Source organism: Chryseobacterium formosense, assembly GCF_900116415.1.
Taxonomy (GTDB): Bacteria; Bacteroidota; Bacteroidia; order Flavobacteriales; family Weeksellaceae; genus Chryseobacterium; species Chryseobacterium formosense.
In genome coordinates this window covers 1-26440 of the sequence record NZ_FPAP01000003.1, presented here as the reverse complement: position 1 = coordinate 26440, position 26440 = coordinate 1, and the positions used below count along the sequence as shown (strand labels likewise).

General features: G+C 34.3%; 15 protein-coding genes. 14 read left to right on the top strand and 1 reads right to left on the bottom strand.

Annotated elements, in window-relative coordinates:
• Positions 1 to 14: 14 nt before the first annotated feature.
• From BM371_RS11815 to BM371_RS11765, 11 genes are all read left to right on the top strand, one after another.
• Positions 15 to 554, top strand: coding sequence for a phage tail protein (locus BM371_RS11815; RefSeq protein ID WP_074958727.1), 540 nt, complete (start codon positions 15 to 17; stop codon positions 552 to 554).
• 35 nt (positions 555 to 589) lie between these two features.
• Positions 590 to 1132, top strand: a complete 543-nt coding sequence (locus BM371_RS11810; protein WP_074958724.1) for a phage tail protein — start codon at positions 590 to 592, stop codon at positions 1130 to 1132.
• A gap of 56 nt (positions 1133 to 1188) precedes the next feature.
• The gene (locus BM371_RS11805) at positions 1189 to 2310 is read left to right on the top strand and encodes a type 1 periplasmic-binding domain-containing protein (RefSeq protein ID WP_143106489.1); all 1122 of its coding nucleotides are present in this window, start codon (positions 1189 to 1191) and stop codon (positions 2308 to 2310) included.
• Positions 2307 to 3245, top strand: a complete 939-nt coding sequence (locus BM371_RS11800; protein WP_083415636.1) for a formyltransferase family protein — start codon at positions 2307 to 2309, stop codon at positions 3243 to 3245. Before BM371_RS11805 ends, BM371_RS11800 begins: the two co-directional genes overlap by 4 nt.
• Before the next feature lie 38 nt (positions 3246 to 3283).
• A complete protein-coding gene (locus tag BM371_RS11795) occupies positions 3284 to 6430 on the top strand; it encodes a T9SS type A sorting domain-containing protein (RefSeq protein ID WP_228423580.1) in 3147 nt (1048 codons plus the stop codon).
• Positions 6431 to 6870: 440 nt separating this feature from the next.
• Positions 6871 to 7461 (top strand): hypothetical protein, encoded by a 591-nt coding sequence (locus BM371_RS11790; RefSeq protein ID WP_034672323.1) that lies wholly within the window; start codon positions 6871 to 6873, stop codon positions 7459 to 7461.
• A gap of 3 nt (positions 7462 to 7464) precedes the next feature.
• A complete protein-coding gene (locus tag BM371_RS11785; protein WP_034672325.1) occupies positions 7465 to 11793 on the top strand; it encodes a hypothetical protein in 4329 nt (1442 codons plus the stop codon).
• 6 nt (positions 11794 to 11799) lie between these two features.
• Positions 11800 to 13326 carry a hypothetical protein gene (locus BM371_RS11780; RefSeq protein WP_034672326.1) on the top strand — a complete coding sequence of 509 codons (1527 nt, stop codon included), beginning with the start codon at positions 11800 to 11802 and terminating at the stop codon, positions 13324 to 13326.
• 11 nt (positions 13327 to 13337) lie between these two features.
• Complete coding sequence (locus BM371_RS11775; protein WP_034672327.1) at positions 13338 to 14030, top strand: phage tail protein; 693 nt, start codon at positions 13338 to 13340, stop codon at positions 14028 to 14030.
• A 215-nt stretch (positions 14031 to 14245) separates the two neighbouring features.
• Positions 14246 to 16906 carry a DUF6603 domain-containing protein gene (locus BM371_RS11770; protein WP_131430837.1) on the top strand — a complete coding sequence of 887 codons (2661 nt, stop codon included), beginning with the start codon at positions 14246 to 14248 and terminating at the stop codon, positions 16904 to 16906.
• A gap of 1 nt (position 16907) precedes the next feature.
• Positions 16908 to 18908 carry a hypothetical protein gene (locus BM371_RS11765; protein ID WP_034672330.1) on the top strand — a complete coding sequence of 667 codons (2001 nt, stop codon included), beginning with the start codon at positions 16908 to 16910 and terminating at the stop codon, positions 18906 to 18908.
• A gap of 220 nt (positions 18909 to 19128) precedes the next feature.
• Here BM371_RS11765 and BM371_RS11760 read toward each other — a convergent pair whose 3' ends face one another.
• Positions 19129 to 19401 (bottom strand): hypothetical protein, encoded by a 273-nt coding sequence (locus BM371_RS11760; RefSeq protein WP_034672331.1) that lies wholly within the window; start codon positions 19399 to 19401, stop codon positions 19129 to 19131.
• Positions 19402 to 19632: 231 nt separating this feature from the next.
• On the opposite strand from BM371_RS11760, the gene BM371_RS11755 reads away from it, so the two are divergent.
• The 3 genes from BM371_RS11755 to BM371_RS11740 all read left to right on the top strand — a co-directional run bounded on the left by BM371_RS11755 (position 19633) and on the right by BM371_RS11740 (position 25752).
• The gene (locus BM371_RS11755; protein ID WP_131430839.1) at positions 19633 to 20004 is read left to right on the top strand and encodes a hypothetical protein; all 372 of its coding nucleotides are present in this window, start codon (positions 19633 to 19635) and stop codon (positions 20002 to 20004) included.
• 705 nt (positions 20005 to 20709) lie between these two features.
• The gene (locus tag BM371_RS11745; RefSeq protein WP_034676796.1) at positions 20710 to 22863 is read left to right on the top strand and encodes a glycoside hydrolase family 97 protein; all 2154 of its coding nucleotides are present in this window, start codon (positions 20710 to 20712) and stop codon (positions 22861 to 22863) included.
• 381 nt (positions 22864 to 23244) lie between these two features.
• Complete coding sequence (locus BM371_RS11740) at positions 23245 to 25752, top strand: PAS domain S-box protein (protein ID WP_051882468.1); 2508 nt, start codon at positions 23245 to 23247, stop codon at positions 25750 to 25752.
• The last annotated feature ends 688 nt before the right edge of the window (positions 25753 to 26440 follow it).

Below are 26440 nucleotides of genomic sequence, written 5' to 3'. Positions count from 1 at the left end.
AAAACTAAAATACTATGGAAGGTTACATAGGAGAAATTCGATTATTTGCAGGAAATTTTGCTCCAAGAGGATGGTTTTTCTGTGATGGAACAGAGTATAGCATAGCAAATTACTCTACACTTTTTTCAATCTTAGGGACTACTTATGGAGGTGATGGGCAAACTACATTTGGTGTACCAGATTTACGTGGACGTGTTCCTGTAGGAACGGGACAGGGAGCTGGTTTACAAAATATTACCTTAGGACAGGAAGGAGGTACCGAAACGGTGACAATGACTACTGCACAAATGCCAATGCATACTCACAACGCAATGGCCACGATTGCATTTCCTGCATTTTCTGATAGTGGAAATACGGGCTCACCTTCCGGGGCTATTTTAGGAGGTTTGCAGGGCGCTTATTCTACTCAAGCGGGAGATACCAATATTGCACCCGCTACAGCTTCAGGTGCTTTATCAGCTGTAGGTAACGGTATTCCTTTTGAAATTTTACAACCTGTTTTAGCAGCCAATTACATAATATGCTGTGAGGGGATTTATCCAAGCAGACCATAATCAAGAAAATCTTTAATTCTAAAAAACTAATCATCATGGATGGAACAATGTCAGAAATAAGAATGTTTGCAGGAAATTTTGCTCCAAAATCTTGGGCTTTTTGTCAGGGGCAATTATTGGCAATCAATACAAATCAAGCACTTTTTGCACTTTTAGGAACAATGTACGGTGGAAACGGAGTTACCACATTTGCATTACCCAATTTTGCAGGCAGAATTGCTATGGGGACAGGAAGCGGAGCAGGAATTGATAACTGGGTACTTGGAGAAATGGATGGTACACCAACGGTGACATTACTTACTTCCAACCTGCCAATTCACAATCATGCTTCAGGTACAGAAACAGTCTCAATTAAAGCATTTTCAGATGGTGGAAATACAGGCTCTCCAACAAATGCTACACTTGCTTCTTTAGCTGGATTGTATTCAAACCAAGCTGCAGATAGTACATTGAGACCAATTACAACGGCATTCAGTTTAAGCGTTACAGGAGGAAGTCAGCCAATTAGTATTCAGCAGCCATTTTTAGGAATGAATTACATTATTTGTTTATACGGAATTTTCCCTTCAAGATCATAATTAATAATACAAAAAGCCTCTAATAGTTTGTTCGATTAGAGGCTTTATCTAAAAATATGAAAATAGCTTTACTTTTACCACGATCTGTTATTTATCCCTCAATGTCTTTTGATATGGTGGATGGCTTTAAGCAATCTTTAAAAAATATCGGTTTAGAAAATCATCACGAAATTGTATCGGCGGGAATAGGCGTTGCAGCAAAACATGAAGAAATTTATGACCGTTGCGAGCAATTTCTTTTAGAGGGTGCAGATATTATTATTGGATATATCAATCCTATTTCAGCAGAGTTTGTTCACTCGCTTTTCGAATCTTCAGGCAAAACTTTAATTGTTTTAGACAGCGGATATCATTTTCCTGCTTTTCAGGGAAGTCTTTCCAATGCGTATTTTATATCTCTGCAGGGTGGTTTGTGTACGAGAGTTATCACTCATAAAGCAATTGAAGAAGGGTATAAGAACTTTGCCTTTACGTGTTCGTTTTATGATGCAGGCTATCGTCCCTCTTATATCTATCCCACTGCGGTTGAAGAGAAAGGAGGTGCAATAGGTTTCAATCATGTGACCTCTTTACGACGTGAAGATTTTACTTTAGCCCCACTCACAGAATATCTTAAGTATCAAAAAGAAACTGCAGTTTTAGCAACGTTTTGTGGCGATATGGCAGATGATTTTTTCAGAGCAGCGAACGATCTTGTGAGCAATCATTCGGTATACGGTACGTGTTTTACCTCTGACGAAGCCTGGCTTTCGAAAATGTCTTATCCGGGAAGTGACTGGAGTTCTGCAGTGGCTTGGTCTAAAACTTTAAAATTACCTGAAAATGAAACTTTTGTAAATATAATGAACAATATTAAAGATGGTAAAGCGAATCTCTTCTCTTTATTAGGATGGGAAGCTGCTCTTTTTATTGCATTTGAAAACGAAAATTTTGATGGTATTACAATCAATTCGCCACGAGGAAAAGTTTATATGAATCCTGAAAACAGATTTACTCAAGCACCAGTTTATTATGCAACGGTTTCAGAAGATGAAACAACAGGAAAGTGCCTCTTAAAAGATATTGAGGTTGCACCGATTACAGAATCGGAGCGTGAAAGTTTAAATAATAATATTAAATACATTCAAAGTGTTGATGCTAATTCTTGGCTTAATGCTTATGCATGTCTTGAATCATGATAATAACATCCAAAATAGCAGTTTTATGCAACAATCGTATGGCGATTCCGGCTATACAGACTTTAGCTTCCGAGGGTCAACTATGTGCTTTAGGAGTGCCGGAAGGAAATACAGATGTCATCGATTATTGTATAATGCTTTCAAAACAATCAGGAATACCATTATTAATAATAAAAAAAGAAAATCTTTCTACGCAATTAGAAGAATTGATAATTAAAAGAAATGCTCAATTTATTTTCACCATGACATTTCCTTGGAAGATACCAGCAGAAGTTTTAAATAAACACCATAGCAAATTCTACAATTTCCACTACGGTTTATTGCCTGAAATGAGGGGTGCAGATCCTGTTTTTGAATCGATTAGAAGTGGTGCAAAAGAAACAGGGATTACGGTTCACGTCATAGAAAAAAAAATTGATAAGGGGGCAATTATTTTAAAAAGGATTTTACCACTTACAATCAATATGACACATGGTATACTCTGTACCAACTTGTCATGGTTAGGAGCGAATTTATTAAGTGAACTTTTAGTCTTATTAAATAATGATTCTAGAGGCATAAAACAAGACGAAGACTATGCTAATTATTACGCAAAACCTTCAGCAGAAGATGTTTGTATTTCCTGGCAAAAGTATGATGCTAAAACCATAGAGGCATTATCAAGAGCTTGTAATCCATGGAATAAAGGAGCGTATACACAATGGAATGGCTGGAATATAAGAGTGGTGGAAGCTACAGTGATTAGTGAAAATTCACATCAGTCTGAGATTCCCGGAACTATTCTGTCGTTGGACAAAGATAATGGGCTCATTGTGAAATGTAATAATGAAACTCAGCTTCGATTAGATATCATCTATACTGATGAAGGATTTATGAGTGGTCACAAACTATTTGCTTTTGGTATGAAAAAAGGCAGCCGGTTTGTCAATCTTTAACCTAAAATGAATTAAATATGAAAAATTTTTATTCAAAAATGATAACGCTGACAAAAACTGTCCTTATTGCAGGAGCTTCTTTGTTGGGCTTTACTGCCGACGCGCAAACGACCCTTGTACCAGGAGATATTGCCTTTACAAGCTATGATTCTTCCCTTACTCCGGGTTCGGATAAGTTTTCTTTTGTACTGCTTGTAAATATTTCAGCAGGAACAACCATTAGTTTTACTGATCAAGGATATAATGGTTCAGGATGGCAGGCTGCTGGAGCAACAGAATCTGCTGTAACCTGGACAAGCGGTAGTGCAATTCCTAGTGGAACAGAAATTCAGATAGTAGGTCTTTCAGCAGCTACTTATAACCCTGCGACTAATATATTAACTCCAAATGGTACTGTTGTCCTTACTGATGGCTCAACTACAACTGGTCTTTCATTAGCCACTGTAGGAGATCAGATTATTGCATTTCAAGGAGGTAGCGGAAAAATTACAGGAGCATCAGTTACTTGTATTGCGGGAATCAATTATTTTTATAGTGGAACATCTACAACAGCCGGATGGAACGTGGGATCTACTTTTCCGAACCCCAATGCATCGTTAATGCCACCTGGACTTACTGGAGGAACAAATGCATTTTATACAGGACCTATAGGAGCGGTTACTGCAGAAACAGGAAAATTCAATTGTACAGGAACACCCACTAATACAGCTGCTTCAGTGCGTACAGCAGTAATGAATATGGCCAATTGGTCACTTTTAGCTACTGCAGGTTCTACAGGATATCCATATTCAGGATGTCAATTTATAGGTAATAATCCGGTGATTACAGGAAATCCACCAAACAGAACAATTTGTTCTGGACGGAATACTACGTTTTCTATTACTGCAACAGGAGCTACTTCTTATCAATGGCAGCAGAATAGTGGGAGTGGTTTTGTTGCTTTAACTAATGTGGCACCGTTTTCTGGAGTTACCACAAGTACGTTAACAATAACAGGAGCAACAGCGGCCATGAACGGATATCAATACCGTTGTGTCGCAACTAATTCTTCAGGATCGGCAACCTCAAATGGTGCAACATTAACTGTTGTATCTATCTCTGCAAGTACTAGTAAGACGAACGTTTCATGTTACGGAGGCGCAAACGGAACTGCTACAGTTATTGCATCTGGAGGGGTTGCTCCTTATACATATTCATGGTCACCTTCGGGCGGAACTGCAGCAACAGCCACTGGTTTAGCAGTTGGAACTTACACTGTAACAGTTACTGATAACCTTGGATGTTTTACTACTGCAACTGCAACAATTACTCAACCTGCGGCAGCAGTTTCAGGAACAACAGTGGTTACCAATATTGCATGTAACGGAGGATCAACAGGAGCTATTAATTTAACACCGACAGGCGGAACCGCACCTTATACTTTCAACTGGGGCGGAGGAATCACGACAGAAGACCGTACAGGTTTATCTGCAGGAACTTACACCGTAACGATTACTGATGCAAACGGATGTACCGGAACAGTAAATGCAACGGTAACTCAACCTGCATCAGCGGTTTCAGGAACCACGGTAGTAACCAATATTGCATGTAACGGAGGATCAACAGGAGCTATTAATTTAACACCGACAGGAGGAACAGCACCATATACTTTCAACTGGGGAGGAGGAATCACGACAGAAGACCGTACAGGTTTATCTGCAGGAACTTACACCGTAACGATTACTGATGCAAACGGATGTACCGGAACAGTGAATGCAACGGTAACCCAACCGACTGCAATGAGTGCAACGGTTTCTCAGACGAATATTTCTTGTAACGGAGGATCAAACGGAACAGCAGGAATTGTTGTAACGGGAGGAACTGCCCCTTACACTTACTCATGGTCACCTTCTGGCGGAACTGCAGCAACAGCCACAGGATTGTCAGCAGGAACTTACATCGTGACAGTAACAGATGCTAATCTATGTACAATCACAAGAACAGTAACAATCACTCAACCTGCATCAGCAGTTTCAGGAACAACAGTGGTTACGAATATTGCATGTAACGGAGGATCAACAGGAGCTATTAATTTAACACCGACAGGAGGAACAGCACCATATACTTTCAACTGGGGAGGAGGAATCACGACAGAAGACCGTACAGGTTTATCTGCAGGAACTTACACCGTAACGATTACTGATGCAAACGGATGTACCGGAACAGTGAATGCAACGGTAACCCAACCGACTGCAATGAGTGCAACGGTTTCTCAGACGAATATTTCTTGTAACGGAGGATCAAACGGAACAGCAGGAATTGTTGTAACGGGAGGAACTGCCCCTTACACTTACTCATGGTCACCTTCTGGCGGAACTGCAGCAACAGCTTCAGGTTTAGCAGCGGGAACTTACACGGTGACGGTAACAGATGCTAATGCATGTACCATCACAAGAACAGTAACAATCACTCAACCTGCATCAGCAGTTTCAGGAACAACAGTGGTTACGAATATTGCATGTAACGGAGGATCAACAGGAGCTATTAATTTAACACCGACAGGAGGAACAGCACCATATACTTTCAACTGGGGAGGAGGAATCACGACAGAAGACCGTACAGGTTTATCTGCAGGAACTTACACCGTAACGATTACTGATGCAAACGGATGTACAGGAACGGTAAGTGCCACAGTAACTCAATCAAGTGCAGTAGCAGCTCCTACTGGAGCAGCAGTACAAAGCTTTAATTTAGGAAATACTTTAAGTGCTTTAGTAGTTACCGGGCAGAATATCAAATGGTATGCTTCTGCTACGGATGCGGCAAACCACACGGGAAGCTTACCAATCAGTACGGTGATTGTAAATAACACAACGTATTATGCAACCCAGACAGTGGGAGTTTGTGAGTCTACAGCTTCATTGGCAGTACTTGCTTACAATGCGAGTTTAAGTGTAGGTAACGCTATAAAACCAAACTCAGATATGCAAATTTATCCTAATCCTGTAATAGATATCCTTAACATAAGTGGTGAGGAGAAAATCATAAAATTAGCGATTTATGCAGCTGACGGTAGAAAAGTTACCGAGAAAACATTATCTAAAAATGAAAGAAGCATTAATGTTCATTCATTAGTTGAAGGGGTTTACTTGATTCAGGTATTTACTAAAGATGATGTTAAAACATTTAAGTTTATAAAAAAATAATATTTAAGTCAAAATCAATTTTATAATTAACTTATTAACCAGCAGCAATTATTGCTGCTGGTTAATTGTTAAATTAAAATCCTGCAGTAATCCTACATATAATCAATTTACTATTCCTGACTATATAAAATCAAGGATGATTTTAATCTAGTTCATTTTATGTGTAATCGGCAAAAGCTATTGTCTTTATAAAGTTCAAAAGATTCTAAGCGGTTAAGGAAAAAACAAGTATTTATACTGAGAAAAATAATATTTTCTTCTTATAAATTTGAATACGGAGAGTAAATGAATTGTAACGATGAACAAGTAATTCTATATAATATAGTTTTATACTACTGTTTAAAATTGTAAAAAAAAGTTATTATGGAGACCAGAAACCATCTCAAACGGGGCGTTTACCGAAAAGCCATATGAGTAGGAAATTTTTTAAAAAAATATATATGGCCGAATTTCAATTAGGAGTGTCTCTAAAATTTTTAAATAGAGATCTTGCTTTAGTTATTCAAAGTAATAAGCTCATTGTAAACAGCAAGGATATTGCTGTTAAAGAATATCTGCTTATTCCGACTAAGCTTCCATCATCAGAAGATTATATGACATTCTCTGATCTAAAAAAAGATTTTGATAAAATATTTGGTGTTGATTCTAAAGATTCTAAGGAAGCATCAGCTAAAATAGATGAGCAGTTGAAAGAAAATGCTAACGCTGATAATTTTCATATTGATAATATCAATTTTCGCTTAAACAATGCTTTTTTGTATAAAAAAACTTTCAGCGTAAAAGTAGAGGGGAACGAAAAAGAGTGTAATGGTGCAGGCGAAGTAATCGCAGATACTGACAATTATGCAAAATGGGAATACGCATTCTCAATTACAATTGATAGCACAAAATTTTTCTCAGAATTTAATACAATGTCTATTAACTCGATAAGCTTTTCTATTTGGAATACAAACCGTGAGATAGTTAAGAAAATGATGACTTTGGGATCAACCGAAGATATCTTTAAGCAGTTAGACGAACCCAGCAAATAAAATATGCCAACTATACTTCCTCTCCAAATAAACGCTTTGTATCTTGAGTCGCCTGAACAGGTAATTGGTCAGGATATTCGTTTTGAAAATGTTCCCTGGATGAATACACACACAGATGTATTCGAAAATCCTAATGTACCTTTAGAAACTAATTCTATTATCCCAAGACCTTTTTCATATGATAATGCCATTTATTTGGATAAGGGAGTACATATTCACTTTCTTTTGCCATCCTACTTTAAAAAATTTGATGATAGCGGTACGCTGCCCAAAGCTCCAAATCGTTGGTATATAAAAAGAGAAAAAGATGGTAAAGAATGGATTGTTGAAAGTGATTATGTATGGAATATTAATGATCCCATTTTAAATAAGTCCGATACTTGTACTTATGTAGAAGAAATGGGAAGTAATTTTCAATTTAAATATATAGGAAGAAAATACAAGCTGGAAGAATGGATTAATAAAGATCATTCTAAAGAGAATTATTTAAAGGATCTCAGTGCTTTCGGATGGGGAAGCTTTTCATTTGATATACATTATCCTAACTGTAGAAGTGTATTTGGCTTTTATGATGAAGAAGGAACTAAAAACGATGCTTATACAATCATAGCCTGGGTAGAAGCCTCTGCTAATGAATATATCGTAGCGGGTAAATTTCAGCTAAATCCAAATATAAAAAATGAAGATCATAAGCCGTTTGATATAACAATTGCAAATACTTTACCGGAGACACTTTCTGCATTGATTATTAACACGAACAATCCTTCCATATCGAAACAGGACTTGCAAAAGCAAGAAGAGCAAATTGCATTAATGATCAATTTTGATGAATTGAAAGGTTTAAACTTAGACTGGATTTCCAGATTAAGGAGTAAACAGCACGAGCAACAGTTTAATAAAACATCCGGTACGACGAAATTTGTACTGAATATTGTTAGTATTGACAATGAAGATGCGATTCAGGAATATGACTTTGATATTAATCTACTAAATTTTGAGTTTAGCAAAAGTATTTCCGCTCAATACGAAAACATGCGGGAAAAATTAGACGTTCTTAATGAATCTGCTTCATCAGATGAAATCCTAGTTCCTGTTTGGGGAGGAATAAATTTAACGGAGCTCAACAATATTTCCTTTAATAACTCTTTAGACAATGAACTGGAATCTTTAAATAAGGTTTTGAACAATTCTGAATTAGATACTTTCCGATTACAAACCAAAATTGAAAGCCTATATCTCCATTGGTCTACTTATTTAAATGCGTTGTTCATAAACAAAAATAAGAACATCAATAAATTTAAGAATGATTTAGCACTACTGATTTCTCAGATTAATATAATAAAAACGAAACTTAAGAATGCAGAGGCTAAAGTAGCTGATCTACAACGATCCTTTTCCGAAAAAATATCTAATTATTATAGTCAATATCGTGATTATGCAATTATTAAATTTTTGGTTAAAGCACAGCAATCGGGAGATGATATTTCCCGGAATGAACTTAATATTCTGCTAAATCTAAGATATAAAACAAAGATCGTCTTATCTAAAAAAAGCAGAACAGATTATTACAATGCATTACCTCCCACCATAATTATTTCATCCCCAAAAAATAATAATATATTTAATCTGTTTACCAATCCTGCAACGCCAGAAGATGCAAATCTTATTGAGCTATTTGATTGTAAGCAAAGAGATAGCTATAAAAAAGTGTCAGATAAAATCTCTGGTTTTAATGAAACTAATGTTAATCATTGGCATACGTATAAAGTAGAATGGGAAAGTTTATTCTTACCTAAAAAAGAGGGGCATTATTTGTCTGCAGACAACGTTTTTAATGACAGTTTCTTAAATGACTCTTATACTTTGGATGAGCTTAATGCAGATTTAATCAAACAATATGCATTAAATGATATCGCCTACATGCCAAATCCGAATACCTATTACGGTAGTTCTTTTGTAAGCAATACTGTACAGGAATATGTAAAAGAAAGATTAGAAAAAAATCTCAATCATATCGATAAAGCAGAAAATCCCCAATTAGTAAAGCAAATACAAGATTTTTTGAAAACACTTGATGGTACAGCATTGTTTGAATTAACACTTTCAGATTTCAATAATCTTATGCTGCAAAGAAGTAATGGTTTGTCTGTTTTACCATTAATTCCCAATGGTTTTGAAGATCATAAAGAATTGGCAAAAAAAATAGAGGGTTTATGTAAAGGATATTTGAACGACCTAAATCTTTTAACGCCTAACAGATTATCTATTTTTAATCCGTTCAGAAACGGAGCCTTTAAAATTAGCAGACTTAGAATTGTAGATTCTTTTGGAAGAAACAAAATAATAGAGCCCCAAAAAATTATCACAACTCATGTACAAAAGATTGAAAATAAAGATAACTGGGTAACATTACCACCACGATATCTGCAGGCTGCAGCTATAAGTACACGATTTATCAGCACAATAACTGATAAAAAAAAATCTCCTGTTCTTGGGTGGATGGTTCCTGTTTATCTTAATCAAAGGATAGAGTTTTTTGATGCATTTGGAAAACACCTGGGAGCTGTAGATACAGAAGGTCAGTGGGAGTCTTCCCCTTTTGATTTACATATTGCGCAAGAGAATACAGAGTATAAGTCTGTAGCAAAAAATCCTCACCTTAAGAGGATTATACATTGGGTCATTGAAAAGATTTGTAAAACAAATAAAAAAGACCAGTTTATAAATGAATTACAAAAAGCATTGGAGCATACATCACCAGAAGATTATGACAATCCCTCTTTACTGGAAACAATATCTTCTGTACCAATAGCCATTACTTTGGTTAGTATCAATTTATTTACTAAAGGTGAGTCACTTTACGATATCAATTATTCTGACAATATTAGTATCAATACTTACGATAATCAAAGAAAATACGACAGGGTTAAGATCCCAATGTCTATTGGCGATCTAAATCAATACAATGATGGGGTACTGGGATATTGGCATTACAATCTGAAGGATGACGAAAAATTAGGTGTAAAATCTTTAGAAAGTAAAATTTATTTCAATAATGATGTCATTAAGAAAATAAACAACCAGTCTTATTCCCTGAAAGACTTTCTGAAAGAAAACCCCATTGATGGGAAAGAAAAATGGAACGATATTGAAAGCAGTCCTGTGATAAGCACTGCTATAAACTACAAAGTTCAGGATAGAGAAAATTATTTGGCGTTGAATGATACTTTAAATTCATGCCAGAGGTATGTATTAATGCACCCTAAAGGTAATCTGAAGATTAAAACAGGAATTTTACCTGAAAAATCTATAAAATTAGTTTATAATAATATCAAAAACTCTTTAAAAAGAATTGAACTTACCTTATTAACAAGTCCTGTTTTAACCCCTAAAGAAAACCTTCAACTGTCGTTACCTAAAGACAACCGTTATGAATGGTCATGGGTTGAGTTAGAAAAGAAAAATAATAAACAACCTTTATCTCCTACGAACCTGCCTGTCAAAAAACGGCTAACTCAAAATTTAGCAGTAGATTTTGCTGAAAATTTTGAGACGGAAAGCGATCTGCAGTTTTTATTGTCTAGTCTGAAAAAGGATGGTCTTTTGGTAAGCGAGCTGAATGCATTTTTTCCTGATCAGAAGATTTATTTTATCAACAAAGAAGAATTTGATAAAGAAGTTTACAGATACCAATCACAGCTAGTATTGATAAATGATCCGTTTACCCATCTCATATTTAAAAACGATAATATTAGATTTAAAAAAGTCGCATTTGATTTTAATCATTTTAAAACAAAAAAATATTTAGAGCTTAAAGAATTTCTTATTAGAAATAATTATGCTGTAGCCCCTGAAACAAATATTCTGAATGGCAAAGCTTATTTTATTAATTTTAACAAAATAGAAGCACTACAATCAAAAAACGAATCTGATATAAATGAATTCGAGAGAGAATTAATTCACTTGCTATCATTGAAAACCTCGAATAAGATCATCTATCTCAAAGAGATGTTTAAAAAAATATATGTTTTCAGTTCAGAGAATTCTTCTGAAATAATCAAAAATAATTTTAAGCAAAACCTTATCGGAAGAAAAATAATAAATAAAGATTCTTTTTATCCGGATGAGCAAATTTATTTTGTGGATATTGGCGAATTAGAAAAGCTTAAAGTGAAAGATTATTTAGATGAAGATGAGAAGCTTTTATTAAAGATGGTTGACAATAAATCTAAAGCAATTCTTAAGATCGCCGATTTTAATATCAATTCCGGCACTATTCCTAATCTGGTCTTAAAAGAAGGTTGGCTATCTATAAAATCTACCAAATTTTAAAACATTATGGCAAAACTATTATATTACTTTCCTTTAGATAATTTATTAAATAAAGATATCATTAACAACTACAAAACTCAGGTTCAAATGAGTGTAGAAAATAATATTATAGAAGTTGATTTTGATCAGCATAAAGGATCTTTTCTAAACTTCAAGGATAAAAGTACCTTAGAATTAACATTTAAGAAAACCATTAGTAGAGCGGGAAATTTAATTAATTTCTTTTTTAATTACGATAAAAAAAATAATAATGACAGCATCAGTATTATTGCGATTGGGAATGAAATACTAAGTGTCATAAAATCGAACAACAGAAATGCTATAGCTTTTAAGAATAGTTTTAAAGTAAATGATGCAGATTTTAAAATCAAGGAAAATACATGGTTTAATTGTTCTATATACTTTGATGAGTTTGACAATCTGGAAATTTTTATGACGGATAAAAATTTTTTATTAAACAATAAAGTCCTTATATCGGTCAATAATCCTATAGATCATCAAAATATTATGATCGGGAATAATAAAGAAGGTGATAAACTCAGAATTGCAGATTTATCTGTTTATAGTGATGTGACTAAAGATGAAGCAGAAAATATAATCAATAAATCTATTGAAAAACATCTGACACTTTTATCAAAATCTACGCTGCTTGATACGATAACCTTTAAAATTACCAACAGTACTGAATATGATAAAGTAGTAATCGAAAATGAGCAGCAGCCTTTATTTTTTGAGTTTTTTCATAAGGATATGGCGCTTGATAAACATGAGAATTGTGTGGCAACGCTTAAGGTAAAAAAAGGTTTTTTCGAATATTATAAAAACATAGAAGAGTCCGATGATCTATCGATTCCGCTTAATCTTAAGAATCTACAAAATAATAATTCAAATTTAAAGACAATTGTAGAAGGGGTATCTATCGTTAATCGCTTAGAACAGGAAAGGGTTTTAGTTCAGCTGGAAATTTACAATCTTACACTCACTAAAGATGAATTTTCTACAACGTTTACCAAGTCTAAACCTCTTATCATTGATAAAGTATTTGAAGTAATTGATTTAAGAGGCGGTAATGTGTGTCCGTTTGAGGTATTTATTTTGGGAAATGATACCTTAAATAACGGAGTCGGAAATAATACGCAGACCATAAATCTACTGGTAAATAATACTTCTGATGAAGATTTGATATTATCAGATAAGAGCGGTTTCAGAATTACAGGTAATTTTCTTATGATTCTCCAAAGTGATGTACAGCAAACCAATAATCTTAAACTTAAACAATATATTTCCGCTACTGATATTCCAACCAGACCAAAATCATCGGAAAATGATTTTTTATATTTTCAGAAAGAATATGTATTAAAAAAAGGCGAATCTCTTTTTTTAGAAATATCAGAATTAAAAGCGAAACAACCAACCTCTGCAAATCCATCGGGAACTTATCCTTTTTATCTGGAGTACAAGAATATTTCAGGATATAGAAATGGTAAAGCTAAATTCTACATAAAAACAGGTAAGATTTTTTATTCACTATAAGTTTTAAAATTATGTCAGAAATCCTAAACGTAAATGAATTTGAAGCTAATCAAGGGAAAATTGATAAGCTAACTTCGGAGAGCGCTACAATGAGTACATTATCATCAGATATTATAAAACTTAAAAATCAAATAGAGCTTTTAAATGAAGAATTTAGAATTTTGAAGGGTTCTAAAGAATTACTTAAGATTACCGCTGGTAGAACAGATATTAATAACAGTTTATATATTAATAATGAATTGGTTTCTTTACCCATTGGCGCTGTTATAAGTTTTGCCGGAAAAAAAATTCCAGATGGATGGTTGTTATGCAACGGGCAGGCTATTTCAGAAAAATATACCGAAGCGCATACTATTATTGGGACCAGTACACCTAATTTAATCAAAAAGTATGTAATGGGTAGCGAAAAAAATGACTTTACCGCATTTGGTACAGATAATATCACCATTAAAAATGTAAATATTCATGAAGATCAATTACAAGTCTATTACAACTTATATAAGTGGAAAGCAGGCAGAGGAGGTTCTGATGAAAGTATTACGTATTTAACTTCATCAGTTTCGGGAAACACAGGTTCTTCGTATTATGAGGATTTTAAAGGGATGATACGCGATTCATATACAAGAATAGGTCATGCTAAACCGACCCCGATTGACATTCTCCCTCCAAGTATAAAAATGGTTTATATAATCAAGGTTCAATAATGATTCAAATACTACCGTAATGATCAAAAAAACATTGTCAATTTTTATCCTTTGTTAAGAAATTCATTGATTGTCATTTTCAATAATTAATTTGAAGTTTTCTTCATCTCCTTAAAATTTTAAGGAGTATTAATATATCACTAATGCGAAATATCCAGATACAAATAGAGCTCGACGTAACTATAAAAAAAGTTGACCTTAAAATTATAGGTAATATGATCAAATTAGATGATGATATTTCCGCAACATCGCTTATTGGTAATCTGCCTGATGTTTCACAGAATATCTCTAAACTTCTGGAAGATGAAGGTCATATAAAAGAAATTATTATCCCTTTTGTACCTAGTGAAGTAGGCTTTGGTATTTATAAAATCTCAAATGAGAAAGAAAATCTGTCAGCTTTACAGCTTCACGCCAAATACTCAAAACTAAAGTTAAAAGGTTTTTTTTCTGAAGAATTCAAACTGTTTTCGGTAGCAATTGCCGAAGGAATTAGTTTTGCAAAAATGCCATTGGTAGGAGAGTATCTCAAAGATTATTCTATTTCTACAATAGAATTGGTATATCTTTCTCAAAAAGAAAAGATTTTCACTAATGAACGGATGAAATTAATTAATGGTGCTAAGAAAAATTTTATTGACAGTACAATTTGGTTAAACAAAGAAAAGCTTTCTATTTCGAAAGGCTTCAACGCAGGTATGATTTTGGAAAATGGAAAGGAAGAGCAAAAGATTACCTTTCCTGGCTTTGATTTAAATGGTATAAAATTTCCTGGATTATCTGTTCATTCGGATTCAACAAAAAAAAATAACAAAAGTACTTCAGGCATCATTCAAAAAGAAGAAGCTAAAAAACAATCACTGGTAAAAATTAACGAGGTAAAACCATCGATTGAAAACCATCAAATAAATATTGCTATATCAGCAGATTTTAATATTGGACCTTTCGGATTACAGCTTGTAGGTCTTGGAATTCAGGTACCTTTTAGTGTTTTTCAAAACTTTAGTCTTGAAAAATTATGGAAAGAAATTCAGTTTTACTTAAATGGTTTAGCGATTATTTATGATACACCCACGCTTTCAATAGCAGGTTCATTTTTGAGAGAAACAAATAACGGAATAGAGGAATACAACGGTTTATTAACGTTCAGGTTTGCTAAAATTGAGGTCGTAGCCATTGGATCTTACCTAAAAACACCACGCTATTCTTCACTATTTGCATTTGGCTATCTAGGTATTCCATTACCCATAGATCCTTCTTTTTATATCCATGGATTTGCTTTAGGATTTGGATTAAACAGAGATTTTGTAATGCCAAATATCACCGAAGTTCCGGATTTCCCTCTCATCAAAATCGTTCATCAGGGGGGATTAAAACCAGGAGATAACATTAAGAAAATCTTTCAAGATTTAAATCGTTATTTACCTGCCAGTGAAAATAGTTATGTGATAATAGCAGGAATTAAGTTTGATTCCTATAAGATGATTTTTACTACTGGGATATTGGCTCTTGCTTTTGGAAATAAAACATCTTTAAATCTTTTAGGCTTATCAACGATGAAGCTGGAAGGGGTTTATAATTTTGAATTTGCATTCTCAATGCGTGCAGATTTGGAGGAAGGAACCTTCTTGGCTCGTGGACAATTGACGGATAATACCTATGTATTGCTGCCTCAGTTAAAATTAACAGGCGGGTTTGCATTGGGAATGTGGCTGAAAGGAGAGATGACGGGTGATTTCGTATTTACTTTAGGCGGTTATCATCCTAATTTTAAAGCACCTGCCCATTATCCGAATAATACACCCCGATTAGAGTATAGTTTTAATTTAGGTTCAGTCCAGTTCTACGGTAAAGCTTATTTTGCTCTAACGCCGAGCTGTATAATGGCAGGTATGGCGGGTGGATTAAAACTTGTACTGGATGGAAGAAAATTGTATGCTGAAATTGGAATTCTCTTCAATGCAGATTTCATTATATCATGGAAGCCATTTTATTACCAGGCAGAGGTTAATGTTCAGATTTATGCAAAAGTTATATTAGATGTATGGCTTTTTAGCATCAATCAATCTTTTAACTTAACTGCTAAATTACAATTGGAAGGACCTGATTTTAGGGGAATAGCAACTTTTAAGGTGGTTGGTTACGAATTAGAAGTAAAATTTGGTAATCATGATAAGCGTATCAATAAATCGTTAAGTAAAGAAGAATTCGTATCTGATTTTTTAGCGGATCAATCTAAAATACTTACCTACAACATTTCATCAGGAATAATAAAAAGAGTAAAAGACACATATGGAGTTGAATCTGTAGTGGTTAATCCAAAAACGTTTGCTTTAGAAATATATTCAGAGATCCCAATAACTGAAATAAATGGAGAAAAGTTAATTACCGAAAATAAAAACACTCACAATATTTATCCTGTATGTACAGAATCTATCCAATTAGATAATAAACTTATTTTATCAGTGAAAGGCACTGGAAATCATTTTTCTTCTTTTAAAGGTTCTCCCATTCTAAAATCTGTTCCTACATCGATATGGAATAACACCAATGAAATTTCGAGCAATGATGAGATATTCTCTAACTCCAAATTATTAAAAGATGTAAGTAAAGGACTTCGTTTGGAGTTTTCTACAATAGAATGTGAGATTAATTCGACATCAGTGTCTATGTATGACATCTGTCTTAAAAATTATCATGATAGCTTTATGAGTAACAAGATAGCACACAAAGAAGGTCAGGCTAAACCGAATAACGGCATTATGAAGATATTCGAAATTTTAGATGAAGGTGAAATAGACTATCACGATTTAGAAAACTCCATTGATATCTACAAATACAAAAAAAAATCTTTAGGAAAATATCAAATAGTTTAAAATGGAAAATGAAGAAATAGGAATCGCTGCGTCACATATACCCCCAGTTGTATCAGGAAAATATGAAATTAAGGCCCATCTGAACAACAATCTCAGTAATATTCAGGAGCAGAAGATTATCTTTTATGTTGCCGGATACCATTATAACATTCCTCAAAATGAAGTATTGGCAGTGTATCCTCCCATGGAACATACAGGTGATTTTGCCGGTACTTTTCCGCATATACAATTTAAAAGAAGTACTTTGCCTTGGGAGTTTAACTGTGAATCAAATGGAAAAAAAATACCCTATATTTTCTTGGTTTTACTCAAAGAAGATGAGTTGGCTTCCGGAGATTTTGAAATACTGGAAACCAGTACAAATGACTTAATGAATTCATTAGAAGATCCTGCAGAGCCGAAAGTAGTAAAAATTCTTAAGGTATTAAAAGGTAATGAAGAACTTTTTCCTTCTATAGATTTCGTATCGCAATTGGCGCATGTTAGAGTTCAGGAACATGCAGAATTGAAAGATTTGAACCTTCCAAAAGAAACTAGTATTTTAATTGCTCACCGTATGGTTGAACCTACTACAAAGTACAAGGCTTTTGTATGCTACTATTCTGCTGAGGTAATCATTAAAGAAAGAAACAAGTATCAATTAAATAATTCCGTCAAAAAAAATGAATATCAAAAAACAAGATCTTGTGTAATCTTATCGGAATGGTCTTTTGAAAGTATTGATTCTCACTTGTATCAGATTAATACCAATAAACTAAAAAACCATCCGGAATTTAAGACCTTTCAAAAAGATTTGATTGACTCAGAAGTTTTAACTTTAGAAGAATTAAAAAGAAAAGCAAATGCTGAACTTGATAACTTAATCTCTATCAATGAAACTTATTTAGAAGGACGTCGATTAAGGTGGTCCAAAGTACCAGAACCAAAATCTATTGATGATTTTGAACGTACAGAAGTAATGAGCTTTAAAGAGGTAAATAACTACATTCTTGAATACTTAAAATACAATGGTAAAAACCTAAAAGGCTATTTAAGTGAGCTAAAACTTCAGCCTTTTAAAACTGAAATTAACGTCCAGAATAAAGCGATCATCAAGTTAGTTGATGCCGCTAAAGTCCCACTTGAACATCAATTAAAGGCGGGAGGCAAAATAGTTTCATGGTATCAGGGACCTTTTACGAATTGGCATTACTCATTTAATTTGGGAGATTTACTAAAAGACAAAGAATGGGTAGATATTCCTGACCATCCGGATTACTTAAACCTCTTCAATGACGATACGAAGATGTATGATATGACTTATGCCGCTGCATGGCAGTTAGGCAGATTAATGATCATGAATGATAATAAAATGCTTCAGGAATTGAAAAAATGGAAGAATGAATTGCAATTGCATAATTTGATACAAGAACAAAACCGATATAGCCATCTGCCTATTCTGACAACGCAGGCTCCTCAGGTTTCAGATTTATTGTTAAACTTTGTTACAGAGTTGATTCAATTCCGAAATTTTCCCGTTTATTACTTACTTCCCCATGCAGATTTAAGCACTGAAGAAAGTATAAAGTACTTTAAAATTGATAATTCCTGGATTTTAGCTTTCTTATATGGAATTTTTAGTGCCGGACCCAAACTAAGTATCATTGATTTTGAAGAATACATCTTAAATAATAAAGGCCTTTCGAGTATATTTGATTACACAAAGCCTTATTACGGAATTTTGCTGCAATCACAAATCATTAAAAACTGGCCGCATGTTGTGGTAGAATTAGATAATTGTATGGATTTTCATTATGTAACAAGCATCAGCAATACACTTCGTTTGTACATAACCGATCAGAAATTTTCTGATATAAAACTCTATCTCAAAAATGAAAATGCTCATTTTGGAAAAGAATATAGGGATGAAGCTGAAAAATTTATTACACCGTCATCTGACAGTGTAAAATTAGCCAATATTTACTTGCACCAACAGCCTAAAATTAGATTGAAATTGAATTAAACATTCAAAGTATTTGAATGTACTAAATTAAAAAGTTAGTATCTTAAGAACGCTGTTTCTTTCTTTGTATATAGGTAGTGGCCCTAAACATGTATAACTTCTTCTCGAGCGCCAAAGTGAATTTGTATTTTTATAAATCTTCTATCTTATTTAATTCTTTCCAAGATTATTGCTATATGTCATTTAGAAGCGTAGATGTATTTTAAATTGCTAAGCTTTTTTACTTAAATCTTCTCATTGGTAAGTGTTGATCAAGATCTAGAATCAAGATAACTTCGAAATTAAAATCTGATGTAGGTAAAACTGCAAGATTTTCTGAAATTTGTATAAGATGATCTTTTTCCTCATATTCATATTTTTCACGCCATAAAATTTTTGGAAAAAATGGCTTGTGATCCGTTTCAATGTTTGTGTTAAGTTGGACATATCCTTTAGTAACGGTGAGTAAATATTCTTCATTGTAGAATATTCCATGAAGATCTGATTTTTCCATGATTCATGATTTTGGTTCTTTGATAACAAATTTATTTAATAAAATTTAAATATTATAAATTATGATTAAGATTATAAATTGTAAGTTTTTCAATTGATAGTTTTGTGTTGGGAATAATTTTAACAGAATTGCATGGATAAGTTTCTTATGTTATATCTTTTATTGTTTTTCGCTTTATGCCAATCTCAAAATCTTCAGGGTGTACATCTTGAGGAAATTGCAAATCATAATATGGAAAAACTAGATAATGTCATGATTCAGAAATTTGGTTTTACCAGAGTTAAGGAAATCGAGGATCTTAATCAGCGGGTGTACTCAAATAACAGTGACAAAAAAGAAAATCTTCTTGTCATTACTGTTATAAAAAAAGAAGGAAGCTGCTCAAATATTTTAAGCATTGTGAATTCCTCGTTTGACAACATGCAGAGATTAAGAGCTGAACTGCCGACAATTGGATATGTTTACGCTGGTAAGAAAAGATTATCTTCCAGTATAATTCTTTCTCAATATGTAAAAAACAGAATTATTATTGCATTATCTGATGAAGTAACTGCTACTGGTGCATATCAAATTCTTTTAGTGTGCAATCACAAAATGCATTAATCTAACCTAAATCCTTCATCACTATCCGATTAAAAATTACAAGCGTCTGCTCAAGTTGATGACAATGAGATATAATCTTAGGTCTCCCACAATATTCTTTGTATTGATTTAATTAAATTCTAAGTATCTTTATCTACTTGTGCACAGTAAACTCCCAACCATGAATAAAACGATTGCAAAGCTCAGTGTGTTAATTGATCAGTACCTTTATAAAACGAAACATTATATTGAGGCTTCATTATCGAAACCGTTGAAAAAATCAGATGATTTTGTATGGTCCTACAGGTATTTTGGATTCAATATTTTCAATTATGAAATTCAATTTGTATTCGATGAAGACATTGTCGTCGATATTGTTATTTGTGAATATTTTCTGTGGGTTGAATTAAGAAATACTTTTTATTTTGAGGGGGAAACTTTAGAATATAGGATAATTGAATTACGGTAATCTCATAAACGTATTTTTTAATTATATACTGATGTGGAAGTGAACTTTTTTAAGTGAATTGCAGAGAGCTGTCCGTTTTTTATGATGTACTGCTTTGCAATTCTTCTTAAGAAACAGTTTTGTTCAAGGCACTTTTCCTTATTTGCTCTCAGGTTTCTTTTTAGATAGGTTGTTGCAATGTTTTGCTTAGAGGCCTATGCCTGGTATCGTACTTGTATTCATATCAAAAGCTTATTATTCCACCAATCCACCTTATTATGAAAAAAATCACCTTCGGCGTTATTTTATTTCTACTTACGCTATCTTTAAAAGCACAAAAGTTACATTCTCCAAATGGAAATTTGGAATTGCTATTTTCCATTAAAGAAGGGATACCTTTTTACAATCTTAAGTATAAAGGGAATGTTGTAGTGGAAGACTCAAAACTTGGGCTTCGTCTTTTTGATGACACCTATGTACATTTTGCCTCAGAAAACGAAAGAATATTAGGCAACAGTTCTGATCTTGACCGGGGATTTACAAAATCATCTGAACAAAGGGACTCAAAAAAGGAGTTTTGGCAACCAGTACTTGGTGAAAAAAAGACCTATGCAAATTACTATAATGAGTTGAGTGTTACTCTTAATCAAACTTCATCTGATCGAAATCTTATCATCAGGTTCCGGCTGTTTGATGACGGTTTGGGATTCAGATACGAATTTCCATACCAAAAAAAAATGGAACATTTTAGAATTAAAGAAGAAGATACAGAATTTGATTTTCCTGCAGATATGAAAGCTTGGTGGATCGTAGCTGATTACGATTCGCAGGAGTATCAACCTCAGACGACATTGATCTCCGAGATTCCCATACAGTGGGAGAAGGCTTATGACAAGCATTCATCACAAACATTGGTAAAGAATGCTGTACAATCTCCTTTGCTACTTAAAAAAGAAGAAAAAAATCCATTGTATGTCAATATAGCAGAAGCCGCTGTATTAAATTATCCTGCATCAAATCTTGAAGTAGATGCTGACGGGTTTAAGTTTAAAACACATTTAACACCTAATAAAATGGGTGTAAAGGCCTATGTACAGACTCCCTCGGTCACTCCTTGGCGAACAATAATTGTGTCAGATAGGGCTGAGGAGATTTTAGATTCGAAACTGTTATTTAATCTTAATGAGCCAACCAAGTATAAAGATACGTCCTATATTCATCCGAGCAAATATATGGGAGTATGGTGGGAAATGATTATAGGAAAATCAAAATGGGCCTATTCGACAAACACAAGTGTCAATTTAACAAGTACAGATTTTTCAAAACTAACCCCAAATGGAAATCACGGCGCAAACACTAAAAAAGTAAAAGACTATATTGATTTCGCTTCAGAAAATGGATTTGACGGATTGTTGATAGAAGGATGGAATATTGGTTGGGAAGACTGGATGGGACATGATAAAGAATTTGTTTTTGATTTTATTACACCATATCCAGATTTCGATATCAAAATGCTAAGTGACTATGCACATTCCAAAGGATTAAAGCTTATCATGCATCACGAAACTTCTGCCTCAGCAATTAATTATGAAAGATGGTCGGATAAAGCTTTTCAACTGATGAATAATTATGGGTATGATACCGTTAAGACAGGATATGTTGGCGATATTATACCGAGAGGGGAACATCATTATTCGCAGTGGACCGTCAACCATTATTATAAAATTGCGGAAAAAGCCCATAAGTATAAAATTATGGTTAATTCTCATGAATCCATAAGGCCGGGTGGTGAAAGCAGGACGTATCCCAACTGGATTACTGCAGAAGCAGCTAGAGGTACTGAACATGAAGCTTTCAAAGGTAACAATCCTGATCAGCAGACCATTCTTCCTTTTACCCGATGGATTGGTGGCTCCATGGATTACACCCCAGGGATATTTCAAACAAGGCTTGATTATTATTTTCCTGGAGATAAACGGTATGTAAAAACAACTTTAACCAAGCAGCTTGCATTGTATGTTGTGATGTACATGCCGCTACAGATGGCTGCTGATTTACCGGAGAATTACAGAAAACATATGGATGCTTTTCAATTTATAAAAGATGTAGCAGCGGACTGGGATGATACTAAGATTATAGCAGCAGAGCCTGGAGATTATATTATTACAGCGCGAAAAGCGAAAGGGACAGATAATTGGTTTGTAGGAGGTATCACAGATGAAAACCAACGAGAATTTACCTTGGATTTTTCGTTTTTGGATCATAACAAAAAATATGATGCTGTTATCTATGAAGATGGTGCGGATGCAGATTATATAAATAATCCCCAAAGCTATAAAATTTACCAAAAAGTAGTTACAAGAAGGTCTAAGGTTAAGTTTAAGATGGCAAGAAGCGGAGGATTTGCAATCAGCATCAATCCGAAATCATGAAGATCATTATTCAAGTAGAAATTACAATATAATACCGATGAAATCAAAATATTTATAGCCATGTTGAAATCTCACTATGCGTACAAAAATTTTGTTGTTATTTTTGGAATAATTTGTATTTAAGAACCAACTCAAGTATATATTTACATTATTCTTGAGACCTCCCGTTTATTAAATGAAAGGTCTTTATATTGTCGTTCGGGTTATACTACTTTCTATTGTTTATCAGCAGAGAAAATATTCTAGTTGCTATTTGATATAAAAATGGATGTTTTTATGTACATATTCATCAAATTTAACTTGTGGTATCCTTTTTAGAAAGTCTGTTAGAAAACATCATTGCTATTTTCGTACTTTCGTGTACCGAAACTTACAAGAACAATGAAGACACTTAATTTCGAACAGCTGATTAATGTACTTTCTTTTACAAGTATCGCCACTGCCGTACATGTCGGAGAAGATGCAAGAATTGAATTTGCAAATCAGGCAATGTTAAATATTTGGGGGAGGGGATCGGAAGTTGTAGGAAAAGGTCTTGGAGAAGCAATGCCTGAACTGGATGGCCAGCCTTTTATTGAGATGTTTGCTAAAGTATGGCGCGAAGGTATCACTATTTCGGGAAACGATACAGCTGCAGAATTATTAGTAGATGGAATATTGAATACGTATTACTTCGATTTTGAATACCGTGCTATTAAGGATGCAAGCGGGCGTGTAATCGCTGTACTCCATACGGCTACTGATGTAACTGAGCGTTATCTCAATAGGCTTAAACTCGAAGAAGCTAGCCAGAACAAAAAGTTACTGATCCGTGAACAGTCACTCAATGAACAACTTGCTGCAGCAAATGAAGAATTAGCAGCGACTAATGAGGATCTCCATGCGAGCAGGGAAGAGCTTTCCCGAACCAATGCACATTTGGAAAGTATTGTTGAAGATCGTGTAAAGGCATTAATTGAAAGTGAAGAGCGCTTTAGGTCTATGGCTGATAATACAGATGTCCTCATAGGTGTACGTGATGAAACAGGTCGTCTGATTTATTTTAATAAGGCATGGTCACAGCTAACCGGAAGAACCGCAGATCAGCTTATCAGCTTGGGGTGGCATGATTTGATTCACAAATTAGACGAAAAAAGATTTTTAGAAATCCATCAGCAGGCATTTGCTCTTCAAAGTTCCTATAGTGCAGAGATACGGTTACTAGGATCCGATGGCTCTTACCATTGGCTTTTAAAAAAAGGAACACCAAGATTTTTTTCTGACGGTAGCTTTGCAGGCTTTATCAGCTCCTGTGTCGATATTACGCAACTTAAACTGAGTGAGCAGCAGTTGCAGGATATAAATGAAGAACTGGCTGCCTCCAATGAGGAATTTGCTGCTCTCAATGAAGAATTGGCAGCCACTAATGAGGAACTTGCAGAATCCAATGATGAGTTGCTAAGAAGTGAAGCACGATTCAGAAATTTGATAAAACAGGCACCTTTTGCTATATGTGTAATTAGGGCTGAGGATCTCATTGTTGTTGAGGTGAATGACGGGTATCTCGAATTGGTAGGCAAGTCCAGAAGTCAGTTGGAAAATCGTGTCATTTGGGACGGGGTGACTGAAGCTACAGAAGCATATTCACCAATTATGCAGCAGGTAATTACAACTGGAATTGCCTTCCATGGAAGGGAGCACGAACTGATTTTAAACCGAAAAGGCATCGATGAAACGGTATTTATTGATTTTGTTTACGAGCCTGTCATAGATTCAAGAGGCAAGGTTACTTCAATTATGGTAGTGGGTAACGATGTAACTGACAAGGTATTGGCTAGGAAAAGAATAGAAGACATCGAGGAGCGTAACCGGCTTGCTATCGAAGCGGCAGATATTGGGACTTATGAATTGAATTATGAAAATCAGTCCGTCATCGGTTCCGATCGTTTCGATGAGATCTTCGGAGTAACTTCACCTGTTTCGAGAGCACAATTGCTTGCTGCTTATCACCCATTAGATACCCATCTAAGCGAAGAGGCACATCGGACAGCACGAAAAACAGGCAAGCTTTATTATGAAACACGAATTATAGCTGACAATGGAAATGTGAAGTGGATTCGTCTGCATGGCAATGTCCACTATGATGCTGAGGGAAATGTGAAAAAATTGCTTGGGACAGCTGTGGATATTACTGCTTTAAAACAAATTCAGCAACAAAAAGATGACTTTATTTCAATTGCGAGCCATGAGCTTAAAACGCCACTTACCAGTTTGAAAGTTTCTTTACAACTTTTGGAAAGAATGAAATCAAGTCCTACTACGCTTCTTCCCAAGCTGATAGACCAATCTAATAGAAGCATGGAAAAAATTTCTGAGTTAGTGGAGGAATTGCTTAATGTCACCAGGATCAATGAAGGTAAAGTTATATTGAACAAAAAGAAGTTTGATTTGTCACATATGGTAGAAGAGTGTTGCAACAATATCATACATTTGGAAAATCACGAGCTTGTGATAGAAGGTGAAAGAAAGCTGGATGTTATTGCAGATGAAAACCGGATACAGCAAATCGTGATTAATTTTATAAATAATGCTATTAAGTATGCACCTTTGAGCAGAAAAATATTCGTGAATATTGAATATTTCAACAATTCTGCCAAGGTTTCAGTTAGAGATACGGGTCCTGGTATTCCTGAAGACAAGTTACCATACCTTTTTGATCGATATTATAGGGTAGATCCAAAAGGAGTGCAAGTCTCAGGTTTAGGATTAGGATTATATATTAGTGCGGATATCATTAAACGTCATGGCGGAAAAATCGGTGTTGAAAGTATCGAAGGTCAAGGCAGCACCTTTTGGTTTACAATTCCTGACGAGTCTATATCAAATGAGGATGTGACTGATGTATTTTAAAGTTGGTCAGAAATAAAACAGATGAAGAATCTCGTTTATAATGCAGTTACTTTAAAAGATCAATAAAAGGAGGATATATAGTGACTCTGTTTGTCCTACTAGCACAAAACAAATATAGAATCAGTAGATCTAAGATTTTGCAAAATATTGGATTTGTCCACTATGATGTTTGCTACCAAGTATAAGAAATAACAGTTATTATGACTCAAGTCATAACATATCGATCAATTATAGTTGTAGCTTTGATAGACACCAGACAAGATATATTATGAAATCACTGAACATTTCAGCATCTCTGCTGCCTGCTTGTTCGTTGCTGAACAAAGCGGGTTTTCAAAAAAAATTCAGAACATCCATATACTTACCGGGAGGGTAGTTTCCATATTCTTTATATGAATTAAAATTCGATTAAGCTTTTTCAAATTTAAATAGAGTAAGTTTTTATCTGGTTTTTTATATTCTACTTTCAACCATGAGCATGAATTGACTCAAGGTTATTCTTTATGTCTTTTAGCAAAATAAACATAGAAATCCGAATGCTAATCACGAATTTTCACAATCACTCAATATTAATTTTAAAAAATTCAGTTATGAACAACAGAAATTCACGAAACAGCTCTTCACAGAATTCGTCACTTCTTGAAGAAATTTACCAATTAGGATATGACCATGGTTATACCGATGCAAA

What these genes read in the sequence shown, in the direction of transcription:
- BM371_RS11780 (WP_034672326.1), top strand. Translation starts at nt 11,800, where the DNA reads ATGGCAAAACTATTATATTACTTTCCTTTAGATAATTTATTAAATAAA.
- BM371_RS11765 (WP_034672330.1), top strand. Translation starts at nt 16,908, where the DNA reads ATGGAAAATGAAGAAATAGGAATCGCTGCGTCACATATACCCCCAGTT.
- BM371_RS11805 (WP_143106489.1), top strand. Translation starts at nt 1,189, where the DNA reads ATGAAAATAGCTTTACTTTTACCACGATCTGTTATTTATCCCTCAATG.
- BM371_RS11775 (WP_034672327.1), top strand. Translation starts at nt 13,338, where the DNA reads ATGTCAGAAATCCTAAACGTAAATGAATTTGAAGCTAATCAAGGGAAA.
- BM371_RS11740 (WP_051882468.1), top strand. Translation starts at nt 23,245, where the DNA reads ATGAAGACACTTAATTTCGAACAGCTGATTAATGTACTTTCTTTTACA.
- BM371_RS11790 (WP_034672323.1), top strand. Translation starts at nt 6,871, where the DNA reads ATGGCCGAATTTCAATTAGGAGTGTCTCTAAAATTTTTAAATAGAGAT.
- BM371_RS11815 (WP_074958727.1), top strand. Translation starts at nt 15, where the DNA reads ATGGAAGGTTACATAGGAGAAATTCGATTATTTGCAGGAAATTTTGCT.
- BM371_RS11770 (WP_131430837.1), top strand. Translation starts at nt 14,246, where the DNA reads ATGATCAAATTAGATGATGATATTTCCGCAACATCGCTTATTGGTAAT.
- BM371_RS11760 (WP_034672331.1), bottom strand. Translation starts at nt 19,401, where the DNA reads ATGGAAAAATCAGATCTTCATGGAATATTCTACAATGAAGAATATTTA.
- BM371_RS11800 (WP_083415636.1), top strand. Translation starts at nt 2,307, where the DNA reads ATGATAATAACATCCAAAATAGCAGTTTTATGCAACAATCGTATGGCG.
- BM371_RS11795 (WP_228423580.1), top strand. Translation starts at nt 3,284, where the DNA reads ATGATAACGCTGACAAAAACTGTCCTTATTGCAGGAGCTTCTTTGTTG.
- BM371_RS11785 (WP_034672325.1), top strand. Translation starts at nt 7,465, where the DNA reads ATGCCAACTATACTTCCTCTCCAAATAAACGCTTTGTATCTTGAGTCG.
- BM371_RS11745 (WP_034676796.1), top strand. Translation starts at nt 20,710, where the DNA reads ATGAAAAAAATCACCTTCGGCGTTATTTTATTTCTACTTACGCTATCT.
- BM371_RS11755 (WP_131430839.1), top strand. Translation starts at nt 19,633, where the DNA reads ATGGAAAAACTAGATAATGTCATGATTCAGAAATTTGGTTTTACCAGA.
- BM371_RS11810 (WP_074958724.1), top strand. Translation starts at nt 590, where the DNA reads ATGGATGGAACAATGTCAGAAATAAGAATGTTTGCAGGAAATTTTGCT.